15 protein-coding genes are annotated in these 21,653 nt (G+C 67.8%); 11 read left to right on the plus strand and 4 right to left on the minus strand.

Annotated features, from left to right (window positions below; all coding sequences use genetic code 11):
• Positions 1-10 precede the first annotated feature (10 nt).
• From C3942_RS15290 to C3942_RS15300, 3 genes are all read right to left on the minus strand, one after another.
• Positions 11-1,957, minus strand: a complete 1,947-nt coding sequence (locus C3942_RS15290; RefSeq protein ID WP_104231220.1) for an alpha-1,4-glucan--maltose-1-phosphate maltosyltransferase — start codon at positions 1,955-1,957, stop codon at positions 11-13.
• Between the two features lie 191 nt (positions 1,958-2,148).
• Positions 2,149-2,439 carry a hypothetical protein gene (locus C3942_RS15295; RefSeq protein ID WP_104231221.1) on the minus strand — a complete coding sequence of 97 codons (291 nt, stop codon included), beginning with the start codon at positions 2,437-2,439 and terminating at the stop codon, positions 2,149-2,151.
• A gap of 232 nt (positions 2,440-2,671) precedes the next feature.
• Positions 2,672-3,355 carry a TetR/AcrR family transcriptional regulator gene (locus tag C3942_RS15300; RefSeq protein ID WP_165797470.1) on the minus strand — a complete coding sequence of 228 codons (684 nt, stop codon included), beginning with the start codon at positions 3,353-3,355 and terminating at the stop codon, positions 2,672-2,674.
• Between the two features lie 139 nt (positions 3,356-3,494).
• On the opposite strand from C3942_RS15300, the gene C3942_RS15305 reads away from it, so the two are divergent.
• The 11 genes from C3942_RS15305 (at position 3,495) to C3942_RS15355 (ending at position 20,613) form a co-directional block, all read left to right on the plus strand.
• Positions 3,495-4,667, plus strand: a complete 1,173-nt coding sequence (locus C3942_RS15305) for an acyl-CoA dehydrogenase family protein (protein ID WP_366516627.1) — start codon at positions 3,495-3,497, stop codon at positions 4,665-4,667.
• A gap of 87 nt (positions 4,668-4,754) precedes the next feature.
• Positions 4,755-7,769, plus strand: coding sequence for a peroxisomal multifunctional enzyme type 2 (locus C3942_RS15310; RefSeq protein WP_104231223.1), 3,015 nt, complete (start codon positions 4,755-4,757; stop codon positions 7,767-7,769).
• A 31-nt stretch (positions 7,770-7,800) separates the two neighbouring features.
• On the plus strand, positions 7,801-8,982 hold the full coding sequence (locus C3942_RS15315; protein ID WP_104231224.1) for a lipid-transfer protein: 1,182 nt from the start codon (positions 7,801-7,803) through the stop codon (positions 8,980-8,982).
• Positions 8,983-9,098: 116 nt separating this feature from the next.
• The gene (locus tag C3942_RS15320) at positions 9,099-9,416 is read left to right on the plus strand and encodes an SCP2 sterol-binding domain-containing protein (protein ID WP_104231225.1); all 318 of its coding nucleotides are present in this window, start codon (positions 9,099-9,101) and stop codon (positions 9,414-9,416) included.
• Complete coding sequence (locus C3942_RS15325) at positions 9,416-10,594, plus strand: alpha/beta hydrolase family protein (RefSeq protein WP_104231226.1); 1,179 nt, start codon at positions 9,416-9,418, stop codon at positions 10,592-10,594. Before C3942_RS15320 ends, C3942_RS15325 begins: the two co-directional genes overlap by 1 nt.
• A 13-nt stretch (positions 10,595-10,607) precedes the next feature.
• Complete coding sequence (locus C3942_RS15330) at positions 10,608-10,928, plus strand: DUF1330 domain-containing protein (RefSeq protein ID WP_104231227.1); 321 nt, start codon at positions 10,608-10,610, stop codon at positions 10,926-10,928.
• Positions 10,929-10,990: 62 nt separating this feature from the next.
• Positions 10,991-12,085: a CaiB/BaiF CoA transferase family protein gene (locus C3942_RS15335; RefSeq protein WP_104231228.1), complete on the plus strand. Its 1,095-nt coding sequence runs from the start codon at positions 10,991-10,993 to the stop codon at positions 12,083-12,085.
• 225 nt (positions 12,086-12,310) lie between these two features.
• Positions 12,311-15,778, plus strand: coding sequence for a pyruvate carboxylase (locus tag C3942_RS15340; RefSeq protein WP_104231229.1), 3,468 nt, complete (start codon positions 12,311-12,313; stop codon positions 15,776-15,778).
• 21 nt (positions 15,779-15,799) lie between these two features.
• Complete coding sequence (locus tag C3942_RS15345) at positions 15,800-16,867, plus strand: DUF72 domain-containing protein (protein ID WP_104231230.1); 1,068 nt, start codon at positions 15,800-15,802, stop codon at positions 16,865-16,867.
• 85 nt (positions 16,868-16,952) lie between these two features.
• The gene (locus C3942_RS15350; protein WP_133164318.1) at positions 16,953-19,136 is read left to right on the plus strand and encodes a peptidase M19; all 2,184 of its coding nucleotides are present in this window, start codon (positions 16,953-16,955) and stop codon (positions 19,134-19,136) included.
• Between the two features lie 7 nt (positions 19,137-19,143).
• Positions 19,144-20,613, plus strand: a complete 1,470-nt coding sequence (locus C3942_RS15355; protein WP_104231232.1) for a hypothetical protein — start codon at positions 19,144-19,146, stop codon at positions 20,611-20,613.
• On the opposite strand, the gene C3942_RS15360 is transcribed toward C3942_RS15355, so the two are convergent.
• Entirely contained in the window at positions 20,602-21,633 is a 1,032-nt protein-coding gene (locus C3942_RS15360; RefSeq protein ID WP_104231233.1) for an AraC family transcriptional regulator, read from the minus strand. The two genes, C3942_RS15355 and C3942_RS15360, sit on opposite strands and share 12 nt — an antisense overlap.
• Between the last annotated feature and the right edge of the window lie 20 nt (positions 21,634-21,653).

Genomic DNA, 21,653 nt, shown 5'->3' on the forward strand with positions numbered 1-21,653 from the left:
TCGTTTTCGCCTATGCGCGAGGCCGCACGCGCCAGATCGCGAACGGCAGTTCCTGCGGGATGAAGCGCCAGTGCTGCATCTTCCCGAACCAGCTGAAGCGGCTGCCGCGCATCAGTTCCTCTACCTCCAGCACGCCATGGTCCGGTAGGCCGAACTCCCACATCGGCGCCTCGAACTGCGTTTCCTGGACGCCGTGCGGGTCGAGGCTGATCGCGCAGAGGATGAAGTTGGAGCGGTCGGGCGTGGCCTTGCCGAAGTAGAGGACCCGGTCGTTGAAGGCGTTGTAGAAGCGGATGCCGAGATGGCTGTGCAGGGCCGGATTCTCGCGGCGGATGCGATTCAGCCGGGTGATCTCGGCGATGATGTTGCCGGGTGCCTGCCAGTCGCGCGGACGGATCTCGTACTTTTCCGAGTCCAGGTATTCCTCCTTGCCGTGCAGCGCGGCGGATTCGCAGAGTTCGAAGCCGCTGTACAGGCCCCAGAGGCCGGAGAGGGTCGCCGCGAGCGCGGCCCTGATCATGAAGCCCGGGCGGCCCGAGGTCTGCAGGAACCGGGGATTGATATCCGGCGTGTTGACGAAGAAATGCGGCCGGTAGAAATCCCTCGGCGGTCCCTGCGTCAGTTCGGTGAGGTACTGCGTCAGCTCTTCCTTGTCGTTGCGCCAGGTGAAGTAGGTGTAGCTCTGCTGGAACCCGATCTTGGCCAGGCGGTACATCATCGCCGGGCGCGTGAAGGCTTCCGACAGGAAGATGACCTCCGGATGCCGCGAACGGATGTCGGCGATCAGCCACTGCCAGAAGGGCAGTGGCTTGGTGTGGGGATTGTCGACCCGGAAGGTCTTCACGCCCTCGTCGACCCAGCCCTGCACGACATCGCGCAACGCCAGCCACAGCGCCGGCCTGGCGCCCGGCGCGTAGAAGTCGACGTTGACGATGTCTTCATATTTCTTCGGCGGGTTCTCGGCGTAGCGGATGCTGCCGTCCGGCCGCCAGGAGAACCATTCCGGATGCTGTGTCAGCCAGGGATGATCGGGCGAACACTGCACGGCGAAGTCCAGCGCCAGCTCCAGCCCCTGCTCATCGGCGGCCTTGCGCAGCCGGCGGAAGCCCTCGATGCCGCCGAGCTGCGCATGCACCGCCTCGTGGCCGCCATCGACGTTGCCGATGGCATAGGGACTTCCGGGCTCGTCCGGGCCGGCCCGCAGCGCGTTGTTGCGCCCCTTGCGATGCCTGGTGCCGATCGGGTGGATCGGCGGGAAGTACAGCACGTCAAACCCCATGGCGCGGATCGCCGGCAAGCGCTCGATGACGTCGTCGAAAGTACCGTGGCTCCTCGCGTCGCGGGTCTGCGAACGGGGAAAGAGTTCGTACCAGCTGGCGAAGCCCGCGCGCTCGCGTTCCACGTCCACCGCGAACTCGGCGGAGCACAGGAAGGGACGGGAATCGGCCGCGGCGACCTGTTGGGCCAGGCCGTCGTCGAGCAGCAGGGACGCGGCATCGGCGGCATCGCGCAGCCGGGACAGCCAGGCCTCGAGCACCGCTCCGCCCGGCTCCTGAGCGATCTGCTCCAGCAGGGCGATGCCTTCCTGTGCTTCCAGCCGCAACGGCAGGCCGGCTTCGCGCTTCTTCGTCAGCTCCTGCCGGAACCCCTCCCAGCGATCCATCCAGGCTTCGATGCGCCAGCGCTGCGCGCCGAGGCCCAGCGGCACGATCAGGGCGCGCCAGCGGTCGTTGCCCAAGGGACGCATCGCGAGCTGCGCCTGCGGCGTCACCAGCCGGGCCGCGACCTGGGCATGCCCATCGATGAAGATGTCGGCCTCGACGGTCACCGGCTGGCGCAGGCTGGCCTTCGCCGGCCAGCGCCCCTCGTCGACCTGCGGTGTGATGCGCTCGATGGCGATGCGTGGAGCTGCTATCGCGGCCAGCACCGAAGCATGTCCGTTCCTGTTTTTTGTCATTCGTTCTCCTGCGGCATGGGGCCCATCCTCCCGCGCTGCCGCGTCAGGTCTCGACGGCTGTCAGGCAAAGGGCAGGCCAGCGAAAAAAAGCAGGTTTTCCAGGCAGATGGGAGCGCTGCGCGGCCCCCGGCGAAGGCTTTGCGCCGCAACTTGCATGGCCCTTCATGCAGGCTGCACGGGTAGGGCGCCGGCTATCGGGGCGTCGCCGCAGGCATCCAGTTCCAGATGTCGGGAAGATTCCCCAGCCAGGCGTGCGCCGCGCGCTTGCTGGCATGGTCGTCTTCCTCGATCGAGAACACCGGGCCGAAATCCTTCTGGTCCGCTGCCACGGCATAGCCGGCCCGCTGCGCCTCGTCCTTCAGGAATTCAAGGTAGCCGGCGATGTTCCGGTCGTAGGCGCGGGCGGCTTCGGGTTCCTGCGGCTGCAGCTTCAAGGCTGTGGCGCGATGCGCCGGCAAATGCAGCACGATGGTCGCCGTCATCGCCGCGGCTCCCGCTGGGGCGCCCGCCCATCGTCCGGCGTATCCGGCTGGGGATGTGAACTATCCGCCTCGATCACCGGATCGGGCGGGGGTTCCTGGGAGCGCGGCGGGGGATCCTTCACGGGCACCGGTTTGCGCGGCTCCCGGATGCCCGGGTGACGTTCCTTGTCGCGAGCCATGGGGCCTCCTTCCTGGAGAATGCCCCCTTTGGACTGCCCGATGTCCTGCGGGTTCAGCCCTTGGATTCGAGGACGCGATCCCAGGAGGCCGGGCGGGGCGGCGGACGGGTGACGCCCTTGCGGGCGCGCAGGATCGGCGAGGCCTGCCGCACCCAGCCGTCGAGCTGGGAGCGGATCACGGGCGCACTCAGCAGCGTGGCTTGCAGGCCAAGGCCGCTGAGCAGGCAGCTGAGCTGCAGGAACATGTCGGCAGGCCGCAGCTTCGTGCCGCTGGTCTCGAAATAGTAGTTGGCGGCAGGCTCGAACAGTGCCATCACGCGCTTGAGCATGGCTCCCAGCGCCTGGGCCAGTTCCTCGTCACGCTGGCTGGCGGCCACCAGTTCGCAGTAGGCGCGATACAGCGGCGTGGCGAACATCTGCTCCCAGCAGGCATCCACCAGGGCCTGGAGACGGTTGTCTTCCTCGGAGATCGACAGCAGCAGCGCGCCGAGGCGGCGATAGGTGCGCTTGAGCAGGTCCTCCGAGGCGTCCAGCAGCAGGGCCTGCTTGTTGGGGTAGTGGTGCACTTGGGCGCCGCGCGATACGCCGGCGCGACGCACGATGGAGCTGAGGGTGCTGCCGGCATAACCATCTTCCGCCAGGCTTTCCAGGGTGGCCGCGAGCAGGCGCTTGCGCATGGCGTCGCTGCGCTCCTCCTGGGTGCGGCGTCGCGGTTTCTCGGTAACGGCGGTTTTCATGGCGGGCGCGATTCTGGGCATCCCGGAACCTCTCGGCAAGAAATTTTTAATCTCGTGAAGGGCTTGGGCCGCAGGGTTCGCGGCGCGGTTGACAGCCCTTCCGTCCGGACCACTATGATACAGTCCAGACTGTATGTAAATGATCCATTTTTCCCTCCTGGAGCCCCCGATGATCCCGCGTAGCCTTTTCACGGCCGAGCACGAAGACTTCCGCAAGACCGTTCGCCGCTTCTTCGCCGAGGAGGTCGTTCCGCACCGCGAGGCCTGGGAGGCCCAGCAGCACGTGGACCGCCAGCTGTGGAACAAGGCCGGCGAGATGGGCCTGCTCTGCGTCACCATGCCGGAGGAATACGGCGGCCTGGGCGTGGATCGCACCTACAGCACGATCCTGATGGAGGAACAGTCCTATGCCGGTGACTCCGGCGTCGGCTTCTCGCTGCACTCCGACATCGTGGCTCCGTACATCAACAACTTCGGCACCAAGGACCAGAAGGCCCAGTACCTGCCCAAGCTCGCCACCGGCGAGATGGTGGGCGCCATCGCCATGACCGAGCCGGGCACCGGCTCCGATCTCCAGGCGGTGAAGACCACGGCCGTGCTGGATGGCGACGAGTACGTCCTGAACGGCTCGAAGATCTTCATCACCAACGGCTACCTCTGCGACCTGGCCATCGTCGTGGCCAAGACCGGCAATTCGGGCGAGGGCGCCAAGGACATTTCCCTGCTGCTGGTGGAGGCCAAGAGCCCGGGCTTCAGCAAGGGCAAGCCGCTGCGCAAGATCGGCATGCATGCCCAGGACACCTGCGAGCTGTTCTTCAAGGACGTGCGCGTGCCCAAGGCCAACCTGCTCGGCGCCAAGGAAGGCATGGGCTTCATCATGCTGATGCAGGAGCTGGCCTGGGAGCGACTGATGATCGCGATCACCTCGATCGCCGGTGCCGAGGCGGCCCTGAACCACACCCTCGAATACACCCGCGGCCGCAAGGTCTTCGGCAAGCCGGTGGCTTCCTACCAGAACACGCGCTTCAAGCTGGCCGAAATGAAGGCTGAACTGGCCATCGGCCGCGTCTACGTGGACCGCTGCATCGAGCTGGTGGTGAAGAAGAAGCTCGGCGTGGACGACGCCGCCACCGCCAAGATGTGGACCTCGGACCTGATGTGCAAGGTCATCGACCAGTGCCTGCAGCTGCACGGGGGCTACGGCTACATGCTGGAGTACCCGATCGCCCGCGCCTGGGTCGATTCGCGCGCCCAGCGCATCTACGGCGGCACCAACGAAATCATGAAGGAGCTCATCGCGCGAACTCTTTGAGTTCGCGGCGCGCACGTCCATGTGCAGACCGGGCCATCCCTGGCCCGGGATTTCAAAACAAGCTAGAGAGTTCTGGAGAAGCTTCAAATGGCAGATCAGCTTCGCTACGACGGCAAGGTCGTCATCGTCACCGGTGCCGGCAACGGCCTGGGCCGCCAGCATGCGCTGATGTTCGGCGCCCGCGGCGCTCATGTGGTGGTCAATGACCTCGGCGGCAACATCCATGGCGGCGGCAAGTCCTCTGCCGCGGCCGACAAGGTGGTCGAGGAGATCAAGGCTCTGGGCGGCAAGGCCGTCGCCAACTACGACTCCGTCGAGGACGGCGCCAGCATCGTCAAGACCGCCGTCGACGCCTTCGGCACGGTCGACATCGTCATCAACAACGCCGGCATCCTGCGTGACACCAGCTTCCACAAGATGACGGTGGACGACTGGAACCTGATCGTGCGCGTGCACTTGAACGGCTCCTTCGCGGTATCGCATGCCGCCTGGCCGATCATGCGCGACAAGGGCTACGGCCGCATCGTGATGACCACCTCCGCGGCGGGCATCTACGGCAACTTCGGCCAGGCTAACTATTCGGCCGCCAAGCTGGCCCTGGTCGGCCTGGCCAATACCCTGGCGCAGGAAGGCCGCAGCAAGAACGTCCACGTCAACACCATCGCGCCGATCGCCGGCAGCCGCCTGACCGAGACCGTGCTGCCGCCGGAACTGATCGAAGCGCTGAAGCCCGAATATGTCAGCCCGCTGGTGGGCTGGCTCTGCCATGAGGACTGCAGGGAGACCGGCGGCCTGTTCGAGGTCGGCGCGGGCTACCACGCCAAGCTGCGCTGGGAGCGCACCCGCGGCCACTCCTTCAAGCTCGGCCGCGGCTTCGGACCGGACGAGGTGGCCAAGAACTGGTCCAAGATCGTCGACTTCAAGGACGGCGAGTATCCGACCAACATCAACGAATCGATGGCGCCGCTGCTGACCAACATGAACTCGAAGTCGCTGGGCGGCAACGAGTTCATCGACCTGGACGAAGCCTCCCGGTCGGAGGTGACGCTGGAATCCTCCTACGACCAGCGCGACCTGGCGCTCTACGCCCTGGGCGTGGGCGCGGCCAGCAATCCGCTGGACGACAAGGAGCTGGCCTACGTCAACGAGCTGAAGGGGGACAAGTTCTACGCGCTGCCCACCTACGCGGTGATGCCGCCGATGAACGCCATGCTGGCGCTGGCCAAGGAAGGCAAGCAGCCGGTCAAGGGCTTCAACTTCGGCTTCGAACGCGTGCTGCACGGCGAGCAGTACACCGAGATCAAGCTGCCGCTGGCGCCCAAGGGCAAGCTCAAGAGCACGTTCCGCATGAAGGCGGCCTATGACAAGGCGCCCAATGCGGTGGTGATCATGGCTGTCTCCACGACCGACGAGAGCGGCGAGGAAGTGGCCTACAACGAGATCACCACCTTCGTCCGCGGTGCAGGCGGCTGGGGCGGCGACCGCGGCCCCTCGCAGGAGGTCAACGTGCCTCCGGCGCGCGAGCCCGACGCGGTGGTCGAGGAAAAGACCGACCCCAGCCAGGCCCTGCTGTACCGACTGTCCGGCGACTGGAACCCGCTGCACGTGGATCCGGCCTTCGCCAAGGCCTTCGGCTTCGACAAGCCGATCCTGCACGGCCTCTGCACCTACGGGCACGTAGGCCGCCACGTCATCAAGGCCTTCCTGGACAACGATCCGCGCCGCTTCAAGAGCATCAAGGTTCGCTTCGCCGAGAGCGTCTTCCCGGGCGAGACCCTGGTGACGCGCATGTGGAAGGAATCCGAGACCCGCATCGTGTTCGAGACCAAGGTCAAGGAACGCGACAAGGTCGTCATCAAGGGCGCAGCCGTGGAACTGTACGAGCAGGTTCCGCAGCGCAAGCCCGCGGCCAAGGCCGTGGCCGCTGCCTCGGCGCCGGTTGCCGCCGGCGGCCCGGTCTCCGCGGACGTGTTCGGGGCGATCGGCAAGCACCTGGCGGCGAACAAGGGCCTGGGCGACCAGATCAAGACCGTGTTCCAGTTCCAGCTGAAGTCGCCCGATTCCAGCTGGTATCTCGACCTCAAGTCCGGCGATGGCGCCGTGAAGCAGGGCAACGCCGCGGCGGCCGACGTCACGCTGGAACTGAGCGAGGAGGACTTCATCGCCATGTCCACCGGCAAGGCCGACCCGAACAAGCTGTACTTCGGCGGCAAGATGAAGGTCAGCGGCAACGTCATGGCCTCGCAGAAGCTCGGCTTCCTGCAGAAGCTCGATCCCAAGCTGCTGGAGGACGCGGTGAAGGCGCGCGCCGGCGCCGCACCGGCCGCCGCTGCGACGCCGGCGGCGGCAGTCCCGAGCGGCCCGAACTCGGCCGACATCTTCGCCGCCATCGGCAAGCACCTGGCTACGGCCAAGGGCCTGGGCGATCAGGTCAAGACGCTGTTCCAGTTCAAGCTCACCGGCCCGGACAGCAGCTGGCACCTGGACATGAAGTCCGGCGACGGCTCGGTCAAGCCCGGCGACGCCGCCAACCCGGACGTCACACTGGAACTGAGCGAGGAAGACTTCGTCGCCATGTCCACCGGCAAGGCCGACCCGAACAAGCTGTACTTCGGCGGCAAGATGAAGGTCAGCGGCAATGTCATGGCCTCGCAGAAGCTCGGCTTCCTGCAGAAGCTCGATCCCAAGCTGCTGGAAGACGCGGTGAAGGCGCGCAGTTCGGGCGCCGCCCCTGCCGCCAAGGCGCAAGCTGCTGCTGCCCCCGCGGCCGCCAAGTCCGGCCGCGGCGCCGAGGTCTTTGCGGCGCTGCAGAAGAAGGTGTCGGGCGGCAAGGTCGGCTGCGGCCTGCAGGGCCAGATCCTCCGCTTCAACCTCAAGGCCCCGGAAGCGACCTGGCTGGTCGACTTCTCCGGCAAGACGCCGAAGGTGGAGCAGGGCGCGGCCGGCGAGGCCCACGCCGTGTTCGGCATCGCCGACGACGACCTGGTTGCCCTGGCCAAGGGCGAGGCGCAGATTCGCGACCTGTACCAGCGCGGCAAGCTGCGCGTGGACGGCGACGTGAAGCTGGCGCAGGAACTGTCCCTGCTGGACAAGCTGATCTGACCCCCCCGATAACACCATCCCGGAGAAACACATGAAACGTCGCGTCAATGTCATCGGCGTGGGCATGACCAAGTTCGCCAAGCCCGGCGCCAGCCCCGAGTACTACGAGATGGCCAAGGAGGCCGGCACCAAGGCCCTGGCCGATGCCGGCATCGCCTACAAGGATGTGCAGCAGGCCTACGTCGGCTACGTCTACGGCGATTCCACCTGCGGCCAGCGAGCGGTCTACGAACTGGGCCTGACCGGCATCCCGGTGGTCAACGTCAACAACAACTGCTCCACCGGCTCCACGGCGCTGTGGCTGGCGCGCCAGGCCATCGAGAGCGGCGCCGCCGAATGCGTGCTGGCGCTGGGCTTCGAGAAGATGGAGAAGGGCGCGCTGGGCAACAAGTTCGATGACCGCGAGCCGCCGATGGGCCGCCATGCGCAGGTCATGATCGACGTGCAGGGCATCAGCGCCGCGCCGCCGGCCGCGCAGATGTTCGGCGGTGCCGGCCGCGAGTACCGCTTCCAGCATGGCACGAAGAAGGAGACCTTCGGCAAGATCTCCGAGAAGGCCCGCGACCACGCCAGCCGCAATCCCTACGCGCTGTTCGGACAGAAGCTGAGCCTGGCCGAGATCATGGCCTCGGAAGAGGTGTTCGATCCGCTGACCCGCTTCCAGTGCTGCCCGCCAACCTGCGGCGCCGGCGCCGCGATCCTGTGCTCCGACGAGTTCGCCAGGAAGCACGGGATCAGCAAGCCGGTGTACATCGCCGCGCAGGCCATGACCACCGACTTCGCCAGCAGCTTCGACGAGCGCAGCATGATCAAGATGGTCGGCTACGACATGACCAGGGAAGCCGCGCGGCAGGTCTACGAGGCCAGCGGCATCGGCCCGGGAGACGTCAAGGTGGTGGAACTGCACGACTGCTTCACCGCCAACGAGCTGCTGACCTACGAAGGCCTGGGCCTATGCCCGGAGGGCGGCGCCGAGAAGTTCATCTGGGACGGCGACAACACCTACGGCGGCAAGGTCGTGACCAACCCGTCCGGCGGCCTGCTGTCCAAGGGCCACCCGCTGGGCGCCACGGGCCTGGCGCAATGCACCGAGCTGGTCTGGCAGCTGCGCGGCACGGCGGATGCCCGCCAGGTGCAGGGCGCCAACATCGCCCTGCAGCACAACCTGGGCCTGGGCGGCGCCTGCGTCGTGACCATGTATCGCCGCGATTGATGCTCATGTAGGAGCGGCCGTTGGCCGCGACCGGGTGGTTTTCACGACGACCGGTCGCGGCCAACGGCCGCTCCTGCAACAGATTTCCCTTTTCCTTACCAACTTGGAGTATCCCCATGAGCGCCTCCGCGTTCCTCAAGAAGCTGCCCGCCGCCTTCAATGCCGATGCCGCCTCCGGCACCGACTGCACCATCCAGTTCAACATCTCCACGCCGGCCCATGTCGTCATCAAGGGCGGCAGCTGCAACGTGGTCGACGGCACCGCCGCCGCCTCGGACCTGGCCGTGACCATGGAAGACGACGATCTGGTCGCCCTGCTGAAGGGCGAGCTGAACGGCATGACGGCCTTCATGACCGGCAAGCTGCAGGTGGATGGCGACCTGATGCTGGCCCAGCGCATGGGCAATTTCTTCGACGCCTCGAAGCTGGCCTGATGCCGACCGGCGCCACCGCGGCAGAGGCCTGGTGGCAGCGCCTGCCGGAGGATTTCTTCCGGCAGGCGGACGGCACCGAGCTGGACGCCGAGCACCGCATCAAGGTCTCGGCCAGCGCGGCACTGGACCGGGCGCTCCGCTCGGTGCTCGGCATCGCCGTCACCGCGGCCCTGGGCCGCAGTTTCCTGACGCCCGAACGCATCCATGAGCAGATGCGGCTGATGAAGCCGCATGAAGCCCTGGCCGACAGCGGCGACAGCGAGGCGGTGTTCGGCCGCCCGCGCAAGGGCATCCACGTGGAGCAGCTCAGGCCCCGCGTGCTGTCCTACCGGCCTTTCGGGGTGAATTACCGGCTGCTGCGCTTCGACAGCGGCCACCAGCCGCTGAATCCGGAATTGGCGCAGCTTTATGCACGCAGCTTCCGCAACCGCAGCGCCTATGCCCAGTACTGGTTCCACCGCGGGGGCCCGCGTCCGACCCTGGTGATGGTCCACGGCTTCGGCGTGGATGCCTACTGGTTCAACGCGCAGATGTTCTCGCTGCGCTGGTTCTACAAGCAGGGCTACGACGTCCTGCTCTATACCATGCCCTTCCACGGCTATCGCGTGGAGAAGGGCGACTGGTTCAGCGGCTACGGCCTGTTTGCCAATGGCCTGCCATGCTTCAACGAGGCCATCGTCCATGCGGTGCGCGACCTGCGCGTGCTGCTGGACTTCCTCGAGCGGCGCGGCGCGCCGAAGATGGGCGTTTCGGGCCTGTCGCTGGGAGGATACACCTCGGCCCTGCTGGCCACGGTGGACCCGCGCCTGGCCTTCTGCATTCCCAATTCCCCGGTGGCGAGCATCGTCGACATCGCGCGGGAATGGCAGCCCACCGGCACGCTGATGGGCGCCACGCTGGAACGCGCCGGCGTCAGCCTGGCCGACCTGCGCCATGCGCTGGCGGTGCACAACCCGCTCAGCTACGCGCCGAAGATCGACAGCGACAAGGTGCTGGTGATCGGCGGGGCAGGGGATCGTTTCACGCCGCCGCGCCACGTGCGCCTGCTGCACCGGCACTTCCCCGGCAGCCACCTGCACTGGTTCCCCGGCAACCACCTGCTGCACCTGCACCAGGGCCAGTACCTGCGCCGCATGAAGGTCTTCATGGACCGGCACTGCGGTGTCGGCGGCCATTGAGGGAGAGTCGCACATGAAGTGCTATGCCGTGGCCGAGATCGTCGTCACCGACCGCGTGTGGGTCAAGGACTACATCCAGAAGGTCACGCCGATGGTCGAGGCCCATGGCGGCCGCTACCTGGCGCGCACCGGCAGGGTGGAGAAGCTGGAAGGCGAGCGGCCGCTGCCCCATACCTTCCTGATCCTCGAGTTCCCCTCGCGCGAGGCGGCCCGGGGCTTCTACGAAAGCCCGGAGTACCGGCCCTTCCGCGAGGCCCGGCTGGCCGGGTCCATCGGCGACTTCGTGCTGGTGCCGGGCGAGGATGCCAGCGGCGTGGCGCGGGTCCCGGACTAACGATGCGATGATGCACGCCGCATTCCTACAATCATGTTGAAAGCAAACCCATCGGAGTCCCCATGTCGCTGAACCCCCTGCTGGCCGGCATCCGCGTGCTGGACCTGTCGCGCCTGCTGCCCGGCCCCTTCGCCACGCTCTACCTGGCCCAGCTCGGCGCCGAAGTGATCAAGATCGAGGAGCCCAACGGCGGCGACTACGCGCGCCTGACGCCGGAGATGTTCGAGGTGGTCAACGGCGGCAAGAAGTCCGTGACCCTGGATCTGCGCAAGGCAGAGGACGTGGCCGCGTTCAAGGAGCTGGTCAAGAGCGCCGACGTGGTGATCGAGTCCTTCCGCCCCGACGTGATGGGCAAGCTGGGCTGCGATTACGAGACCCTGCGCGCCATCAACCCGAAGCTGGTCTTCGCCTCGCTGACCGGCTACGGCCATACCGGCCCCTACCGCAACCGTCCGGGCCATGACATGAACTACCGCGGCTATGCCGGCGAGCTGAGCCAGACCGGCGCGGCGGGCGATGCCCCCTCGGCCGGCAACTTCCAGGTGGCCGACCTGGCCGGCGGCGCGCTGACCTGCGTGGTCGGCATCCTGGCCGCCGTGATCGGCGCCCGCGCCTCCGGGCAGGGCAGCTTCGTGGACGTGGCCATGATGGATGGCACCCTGGCGCTGCAGGTCCTGACCCTGGCCGGCATGCGCAGCACCGGCAAGCCGGCACCCCGTGGCGGCGACATCCTGTCGGGCGCCACCCCCAACTACCGCATCTACGAGACCGCGGACGGCAAGCATGTCGCCTGCGGTGCGCTGGAGTACAAGTTCTTCGCCAACGTCTGCCAGATGGTCGGCCGCCCGGACCTGCTGAAGCTGCCTTTTGCCGTCGGCCCCAAGGGCGAGCCCCTGCGCCAGGGCCTGGCCGAGCTGTTCAAGTCCAAGACCCGCGACGAGTGGGAGGCCCTGCTGGCCGACGGCGACTCCTGCGTCTCGGCGATCCTGGACATGGACGAGGTGCTGGCCAACCCGCAGGTCCAGGCCCGCGGCATCGTGCAGCAGCAGAACGGCAAGCCGGTGTTCGCCAACCCGATCCAGTTCAGCCACGCCAGGACGCTGAATGGTGCCAGCCCGAAGCTGGGCGAGCACAACCAGGAAATCCTGGGGCGGTAGGAGCCCCAGGGCTTCCCGCAGCAGCCGTCGTGCCGGCGGAAGCCGGTATCCAGTCGTTCACCGGGTGGCTCCAGCCCGGGACGGGTACCGGCTTCCGCCGGCATGGCCACGGCTCCCTCCGGGGCGCGACAGTTGTACCCCGAGGGGACAACCCGTCTTAACGGGTGGGGCAGGTGGCACGGAAGCTGTTTATGCTTTCGGGTCCGCTCATAAGGAAAATCCGCCATGCCGAACTCCCGGCCGTTCCAGCGCCTGCTTGTCGCCAACCGCGGCGAGATCGCCATCCGCGTGATGCGGGCTTCGGCGGAGCTCGGCATCGAGACCGTGGCGATCTACTCGGAAGAGGATCGCTTCGCGCTGCACCGCTTCAAGGCGGACCAGAGCTACAAGGTAGGGCAGGCCGGCAAGCCGCTGGCGGCCTACCTGGATATCGAAGGCATCCTGGCCGTGGCCCGCGAGGCGGGCGTGGATGCGATCCACCCCGGCTATGGCTTCCTGTCCGAGAACCCGGACTTCGCCGAGGCCTGCGCGCGCGACGGCATCGTCTTCGTCGGGCCGTCCCCGGAGGCCATGCGCCGCCTGGGCAACAAGGTGGCGGCCAAGCAGCTCGCCGACGGCGCTCAGGTGCCGACCATCCCGGCCACCGGCCCCCTGCCCAGGGACGACGATTCGATCCGCCAGCTGGCCGCCGGCGTCGGCTACCCGCTGATGTGCAAGGCCAGCTGGGGCGGCGGCGGTCGCGGCATGCGGGTGATCGAGACCGAGGCGGACCTGATCCCCTCGGTGACCGCGGCCCGCCGCGAGGCCGGCGCCGCCTTCGGCAACGACGAGGTCTACCTCGAGAAGCTGATCCGCCGCGCCAGCCATGTCGAGGTGCAGATCCTCGGCGACCGCCACGGCGGCCTGGTGCATCTCTACGAACGCGACTGCTCGGTGCAGCGCCGCCACCAGAAGGTGGTGGAGCGCGCCCCGGCGCCGTACCTGGAGAACGACCCGGCGAACCGCCAGGCGCTCTGCGAGGCCGCCCTGCGCATCGGCCGCGCCGCGCAGTACAGCAACGCCGGCACGGTGGAGTTCCTGTTCGACCGCGACAGCGACAAGTTCTATTTCATCGAGGTCAACCCGCGCATCCAGGTGGAGCACACCGTCACCGAGCAGGTGACCGGCGTGGACCTGGTGAAGGCGCAGATCCTGGTGGCGGGCGGTGCCAAGCTGGGCACCCCGGCCTCCGGCGTGCCGCCGCAGGAACAGATCAGGCTCAGCGGCCATGCCCTGCAGTGCCGCGTCACCACCGAGAACCCGCAGAACGGCTTCCTGCCGGACTATGGCCGCCTGCTGGCCTACCGCAGCCCGGCCGGCTTCGGCATCCGCCTGGACGGCGGCACGGCCTATTCCGGCGCGGTGATCGGCACCGCCTACGACTCGCTGCTGGTGAAGGTCACGGCCTGGGGCGCGGAGTCTGATGAGGCGATCCGCCGCATGGACCGCGCGCTGCGCGAGTTCCGCATCCGCGGCCTGTCCACCAACCTGCAGTTCCTCGAGAACGTCATCGCCCACCCGCTGTTCAAGTCCGGGGAGTGCACCACGCGCTTCATCGACGAAACGCCGGACCTGTTCAAGTTCCCGGAGCGCCAGGACCGCGCCACCAAGCTGCTGAGCTACCTGGGCGATGTGATCGTCAACGGCCAGCCGGAAGTACGCAGCCGCGTGCGGCCCGCGAGCATGCCGGTGGCGCCGCTGCCCAAGGCGCTGCCCGACACGATCCCCGACGGCAACAAGCAGCGCCTGCAGCAGCTCGGTGCCGAAGGCTTCGCCAGGTGGCTGCGCGAGCAGCCGCAGGTGCTGTTCACCGACACCACGATGCGCGACGCGCACCAGTCGCTGATCGCCACCCGCATGCGCACGCATGACATGCTGCGCATCGCCCCGTACTACTCGCGCCTGCTGCCGCAGCTGCTGTCGCTGGAGTGCTGGGGCGGCGCCACCTTCGACGTGGCCCTGCGCTTCCTGCACGAGGATCCCTGGGCCCGCCTGCGCGAGCTGCGCAGCCGCATGCCCAACATGCTGCTGCAGATGCTGCTGCGGGCCTCCAACGCGGTGGGCTACAAGAACTACCCGGACAACGTGGTACGCCACTTCGTCGCCCAGGCGGCGAAGGAGGGCATCGACGTGTTCCGCATCTTCGACTCGCTCAACTGGGTCGAGAACATGCGCGTGGCGATCGACGCCGTGCGCGAGTCGGGCGCCCTGGCCGAGGCGGCGATCTGCTATACCGGCGACATGCTGGCCAAGGGCCGCAACAAGTACGACCTGAAGTACTACGTGAGCATGGCCAAGGAGCTGGAGGCCGCCGGCGCCCATATCCTGGGCATCAAGGACATGGCCGGCGTCTGCCGCCCGGAGGCGATCCGCCTGCTGGTGAAGACGCTGCGCGAGGAAACCGCGCTGCCGATCCACTTCCACACGCATGACACCAGCGGCATCAGCGCCGCCAGCGTGCTGGCCGCGGCAGAGGCCGGCTGCGACGCGGTGGACGGCGCCATCGGCTCCTGGAGCGGCCTGACCTCCCAGCCCAACCTGGAATCCATCGCCGCCGCCCTGCGCGACGGTCCGCGCGATACGGGGCTGGACACGCAGGCCCTGCGCGAAGTCTCGCGCTACTGGGAAGTGGTGCGCCAGACCTACGGCGCCTTCGAAAGCGAGATCCGCAGCGGCACGGCCGACGTCTACCGCCACGCGATGCCGGGCGGCCAGTACACCAACCTGCGCGAGCAGGCCCGCAGCCTGGGCGTGGAGCATCGCTGGCCGGAAGTGGCCGAGGCCTATGCCCAGGTCAACGAGATGTTCGGCGACATCGTCAAGGTCACGCCCACCTCCAAGGTGGTCGGCGACATGGCGCTGTACATGATCAGTTCCGGCCTGACGGCCGAGGACGTGGTGAACCCGGACAAGGAGATCAACTTCCCGGAGTCCGTGGTGGAGCTGTTCCGCGGCGAGCTGGGCCAGCCGCCGGGCGGCTTCCCGGCCGCCTTGCAGAAGAAGATCCTGAAGGGCGCGGCCCCGGTCACCGCGCGCCCCGGCGCGCACCTGCCGCCGCAGGACCTCGATGCGGCCCGCAAGGAGACCGCCGCGCTGCTCGGCACGGCCACGGCGAGCGAGACGGACGTGGCCTCCTGGCTGATGTATCCCAAGGTCTTCACCGAGTACGCTCAGCACCGCAAGAACTACGGCGACCTCAGCCACCTGCCGAGCCAGCAGTTCTTCTACGGCCTGGGCGAGCATGAAGAGCTCAGCGTGGACCTGCAGAAGGGCAAGACCCTGGTGATCCGCTACGTCACCACCAGCGCCGCCAACGACAACGGCGAGCGCAAGGTGTTCTTCGAGCTCAACGGCCAGCAGCGCGTCGTCAGCGTCACCGAGAAGGCCCATGCCGGCGCCGCCAAGCAGCGCCGCCGGGCCGAGCCGGGCCAGACCAGCCATATCGCGGCGCCGATGCCGGGCGTGGTGGTCAGCGTGGCCGCCAAGGAAGGACAGAAGGTGGAGCTGGGCGACCCGCTGCTGGCGATCGAGGCCATGAAGATGGAGACCCTGCTGACCGCGCCCTTCGCCGGAACGGTGAAGGAAGTGGTCACGCCCAAGGGCACGCGCATCGAGGCCAAGGATCTGCTGCTGGTGATCGAGCCCACGGAGTAAGGGGAAGGGTAGTATCGCGGGATGCAGGACTCCCTGTTCCCCGACACCGATCCGCCGCCGGAATCGCCGCCGCCCCCCGCGCGCAAGCGCGGGGCCAAGGTGCAGCCGGCCGCGCAGGATCCGGCGCTGCGCGAGCTCGCGGCCGCGCTGCCGCCGACACTGCGGCTGGGCACCTCGTCCTGGACCTATGCCGGCTGGATCGGCACGGTCTGGGACCAGGAGTACTCCGACCCGATGCTGTCGCGCCATGGCCTGGGGGCCTACGTGCAGCACCCGCTGTTCCGCACCGTGAGCCTGGACCGGGCCTTCTACCGTCCGCTGGACATCGGCCAGTACGGCGCCTATGCCTCGCAGGTGCCGGAGGACTTCCGCTTCGTGGTGAAGGCGCCCAGCCTGGTGGCCGATGCCCAGGTGCGCGACGAATCGGGCCGGGGCCTGCAGATGAACCCGCAGTTCCTCGACCCGGCCCTGGCCCTGCGCAGCTTCGTGGAGCCGGCCACCGAGGGCCTGGGACGCAAGCTGGGAGCCCTGGTGTTCCAGCTCAGCCCCTTGCCCGGCCACCTGCTGCTGCGCATGCCGGAACTGGTGGACGGCCTCTACGGGCTGCTGCGCGCCCTGCCGCGGACGCAGGGAGTCGCCGTAGCGGTCGAGGTCCGCGACCGCGAATGGCTGACGCCGGACTTCGTCGCCGCCCTGAAGGCCACCGGCACCAGCTACTGCATGGGGCTGCACGCCAAGATGCCGCGCATCGACGAGCAGCTGCCGATCCTGCGCCAGCTCTGGCCGGGCCCCCTGGTCTGCCGCTGGAACCTGAACCCGCTCCACGGCGCCTTCGGCTACGAGAATGCCGCGCGCCTCTACGAGCCCTACGACCGCCTCCAGGACCCGGACCCGGGAACACGGCAGGCGCTGGCCAGGCTGATCGCCGGGGTGACAGGGAAGGGACAGCCGGCCTACGTCACGGTCAGCAACAAGGCGGAGGGCTCGGCGCCGCTGTCGGTGCAGGCGCTGGCGGAGGCGGTCAGGGCGGTCGGGGAAACCGGAGGGCCGGCCGTGGCGGCAAGGCGGGATATGGGAAATACAACCTAGGCGTTTTCACTTCCCTAGGCCGCGGAGCGCCCCTGCATTTAGCATCTGAGCTTAGACGCAGTTTATACGCGGGGGAGATTGCATCTTGGTTTCACATAAGACGGCGGCACTGGCAGTACTGGCTTTGGCAACCCTGGGCGGCTGCGGCAGTTCCGACCCCGTCAGCGGCACGGCCGGCCATCCCAATCCCGCGCCCAAGACGCGCTACGACCTGGCCAACCACTGCTACGTGCTCAAGTCCACGGGCAATGGCTACGTGAAACGCGATGGCGCCGGCTACTCCGCCACCGCACCGGACGCGGCCTCGGCCGAACCCTTCTACATGAAGCCGACGGCCCTGGGCCGTTACCTGTTCCATGACCATGGCTCGGCCATCCTGACCGCCGCCGACGGCCAGGTCGGCACCGTGACCCGGGCGGTCGATGGCTCCGACTGGACCATCGACACCACGGCCCCGGGCCGGTACACGGTCAGCTCCGCCAGCGCCGGGCAGTCGCTGGCGACGGACGCCGCCGGCAAGCTGATGCTGGCCTCGGCCCCCGCCACCTTCACCTTCGAGCCCGCCACGGGCTGCACCGCCTACCCCGAGATCAGCACCGACTCGGTGGGCGACACCTACCGCGGCCGCGGCGTGAACAAGCCAGTGGTCGGCTTCGCCGAGGTGCATACCCACATGGCCATGGGCCACGAGATGTCCGACGGCAGCCAGCATGTCGGCCCCTCGGCGGGCGGCGTGCTCTACGGCCAGATGTACAACCGCTTCGGCGTGCCGGAGGCCCTGGACAACTGCGAGGCCTACCACGGCCCCAACGGCATCCGCGATCCCGAGGCCCTGATCCTGGACCTGACGCCGCTGGTCACGCACGACACCAAGGGCTGGCCGGACTTCGTCGACTGGCCGGGCCATGTGTCGCAGCTGCACCAGGCCATGTACTACAAGTGGGTGGAGCGCGCCTGGAAGGCGGGCCTGCGCGTCATGGTGTCGGAAGGCACCAACATCGCCGCGCTCTGCGAGGTCGCCCAGCTCTACATGGTCACGGTCCGGCCGGGCGAAGCGCTGACCTACGACTGCAACGACATGAACCTGGGCATCAACCAGGTGAAGTACCTGAAGACCCTGCAGGACTATGTGGACGCGCAGGAGGGCGGCCCGGGCAAGGGCTGGTTCCGCATCGTCGGCGACCCGGCCCAGGCGCGCGAGGTCATCAACCAGGGCAAGCTGGCCGTGGTACCGGGCCTGGAGTTCTCCAACCTGTTCAACTGCACCAGCAAGTCGGTCCTGGGCCTCGGCGAACAGGCTGGCTGCACCAAGGAAGACATCGACCAGCAGATCGAAGAGGTCTGGGACCTGGGCGTGCGCGAACTGTTCCCGTACCACGACGTCGACAGCGCCCTGGGCGGCACGGGCATCTTCAACGGCCTGGTGCTGAACCTCGTGGGCTTCTGGGGCACCGGCCACTTCTGGGATACCTACGACTGCCCGGACGGCGGCGAAGGCGAGACCTACTTCTACGACGCCGGTGCGGTGATGACCACGGCGATCCCGGGTACCGGTGCCGATCCGCTGACGCAGTTCGTCCTGAACACCGTCGGCGGCACGCTGCCGCTGTATACCCCCGGCAAGCGCCAGTGCAATGCGCGCGGCATGACCGAACTGGGCCGCTACGCCGTCCAGAAGCTGATGGACAAGAAGTTCATCATCGACATCGACCATGCCGAACTGTCGATCAAGAGCGACATGATCGAGATGGCCAAGCAGCAGACCCCGCCGTATCCGCTGATCTCCGCCCACGGCGGCCATGGCGGCATCTCGATCCAGCAGGCCAAGGATATCCTCGACCTCGGCGGCCTGATCTACCCGTTCAAGCCCAACGGCAAGGGCCACGTCGAGTTCATGCAGAAGCTCAAGCCGATCTGGCCGGCGGGCAAGCCGATGGCGGTGGGCTATGGCATGGATGCCAACGGCATCGCCGACCGCGCCGGCCCGCGCGGCGCCGGCAGCAAGCCGGTGGAGTATCCGTTCACGCTGTTCAAGGGCCCGGACTGGGGCCCGCAGTTCAGCGGCGTCAAGCCGGTGACCTTCAACCTGCAGACGGTGCCGGAGAGCGGCAAGACCTGGAACATCGACGAAGTGGGCACCGCGCACTACGGCATGGTGGCGGACTACGTCGAGGAGATCCGCCTGGAGGGCGGGCAGGAGGCGCTGGACGCGCTCTACAACTCCGCCGAGGCCTACCTGCAGATGTGGGAGAAGACGGTCAACCGCTGATCGCGCCGTGATCCACCGCAAGCACAGGAGCGCCGCCCTCGGGGCGGCGCTTTTCTTTCCCGCCGTCGCCCAGGCGCATTCCTTCGGCCGGATCTACAACCTGCCGGTGCCGCTGTGGCTGTATCTCTACGGGGCCGCGGGGGCGCTGCTGCTGTCCTTCCTGGTGGTGGGCTACTTCGTCACCGTGTCGGAAGCGCGGGCGCCCCAGCCGCAGCGCGACCTGAGCAACACGGCCCTGGCGCGGGGCCTGCGGCGAGTGCTGCCGCTGCTCAAGGCGCTAAGCCTGCTGGGGCTGCTGCTGTGCCTGGCCACCGGCTTCCTCGGCAGCCGGGATCCCTACCGCAACTTCAGCATGACGTTCTTCTGGATCGTCTTCGTGCTGGGCTTCAGCTACCTCTGCGCGCTGGCGGGCGACCTCTATGCGCTGCTCAATCCCTGGCGCCTGGTCTCGCGCGGCATCGGCCGCGTCTGGGCCGGCTACGAACGTGGCCGCTTCGTCTATCCGGCAGCCACGCTGGCTTACTGGCCGGCGCTGGCCTTCTACATGGCCTTCATCTGGATGGAGCTGTTCACGCACATGCGGCCGCTGTTCCTGGCCAAGATGCTGCTGGCCTACAGCCTGATCAGCCTTGCCGGTGTGTGGCTGGTCGGTGCCACGGCCTGGTTCCGGTATTGCGATTTCCTCGCCGTGTTCCTGCGGCTGATCGCGCGCATGGCGCCCCTGGACTATCGACCGGCGGAGCAGCCCGGCCAGCGCGGCCGCCTGCTGCTCCGCGCACCCTTCGCCGGGCTGCTGCAGGAGCGCGCGGAGCACGTCAGCCTGCTGCTGTTCGTGCTGTTCATGCTCTCCTCCACGGCCTATGACGGCCTGCACACCACGGTGCCCTGGTACAAGCTGTTCTGGGGGGATCCCACCGGGCTGCTGACGCAGTGGATGGGGCGCTCGCCGATCTACGCCTTCGTGCAGCTGCGGCCCTGGTACGTGCTTTACGAGACCAGCTGGCTGCTGCTGTCACCGTTCATCTACCTGGGCGTCTACCTGCTGTTCGTGTGGATGGCGAAACTGCTGACCCGCAGCGAGCATTCCCTGCACGAGCTGGCGCTGTCCTTCGCATACTCACTGCTGCCGATCGCGCTGGTCTACCACATCACGCACTACTACACGCTGCTGCTGACCCAGGGCGTGAAGATCGCCAGCCTGCTGTCGGATCCCTTCGGCCGGGGCTGGAACCTGTTCGGCACCGCGGGCCTGTTCCGAGCGCCGATCCTGCCCGAGATGGGCACGGTCTGGCATACGCAGGTGGCGCTGATCGTGTTCGGCCACATCGTCAGCGTCTATCTCGCCCACGTGGAGGCGCTGCGCCTGTTCCCCTCGCGCGGGCGGGCGGTGCTGAGCCAGATGCCGATGCTGGTGCTGATGATGCTGTTCACGGTCGCCGGCCTGTGGATCCTGGTGCAGCCCATTTCACCGCGATAGGGCGGCGCGATACTGCCCGGGCGTCCGGCCGGTCCAGCGCTTGAAGGCCTGCTGGAAGCTGCTCTGCTCGGTATACCCGAGCAGGAAGGCCGTATCGGCCAGGGTCACGCGCGGATCGCGCAGCAGGGCCTCCGCGCTGCGTTGCCGCGCACGGTCCAGTTCGGCGCGGAAGGAGGTGCCTTCCCGCTCCAGCCGCCGGTGCAGGGTGCGCGTGGAGAGCTTCAGTGCCGCTGCGCTCTGCTCCAGCGAAACGCGCCCCAGCGGCAGGCCCCGGGTCAGCACGGCATCGAGCTCCCGCAGGAAGGCGGAATCCGTGTCCAGCTCGCGCAGCAGCGCCTCCGCCTGGGCCTGCGCCAGCCGCTGCATCGCCGCGTCCGCCATGGCCACCGGCAGCTGCAGGTAGTCGGCGGGATGGGCCAGCTTGGTCTGCGGCTGGCCGAAGTGCAGGGCGCCTCCGAAGACACGCCGGTAGATGCCCAGGTCCGGCGGCGCCGGGAACTGGAAGTAGGCATCCATGCGCAACTCCGGCAGGCCGGTGAGCCAGCGCCCCATGCCGGCGCAGGCGGCCAGGCGGAACTGCGCGATCAGCGGGCTGGGCAGGCTGCCGTCGCTCCAGGACATGGGCACTTCGAGCTGGCCATTTCGCACCGCGGGCTCGGCACCGCCGATGGCATGCAGCAGGCGCAGGTAGCGGCCCGCCTGGCGGATCGCCTCGCCGACGGTGGCGCAGCTCATCAGCACGTGCCCCAGCAGCCCCAGCTGCCCGGGCTTGATGCCGGCGCCGGCCCGCAGCGCCAGGTCCGGGTCGCCGCTGATGTGGATCGCCGCCTCCATGATCGCAACCCACTCCGACAGCGGCATCTGGGTGCGGGCATCGCTCTGGCGGATCTCGCGAAGCCGGCTCTCCGGCAGCAGGCGGTCCGGCGGGATACCCATCCCACGCAGTTGTTCCAGCAGCCCGGCGCCGAAGCGCGCGGAAATCTGCCCGGCCGAGTTGCCGCTGGAAGGTCTTGCCGACATGGTGGCGAGATTTCCTAATG

The organism is Solimonas fluminis (genome assembly GCF_002930645.1).
GTDB lineage: Bacteria > Pseudomonadota > Gammaproteobacteria > Nevskiales > Nevskiaceae > Solimonas_A > Solimonas_A fluminis.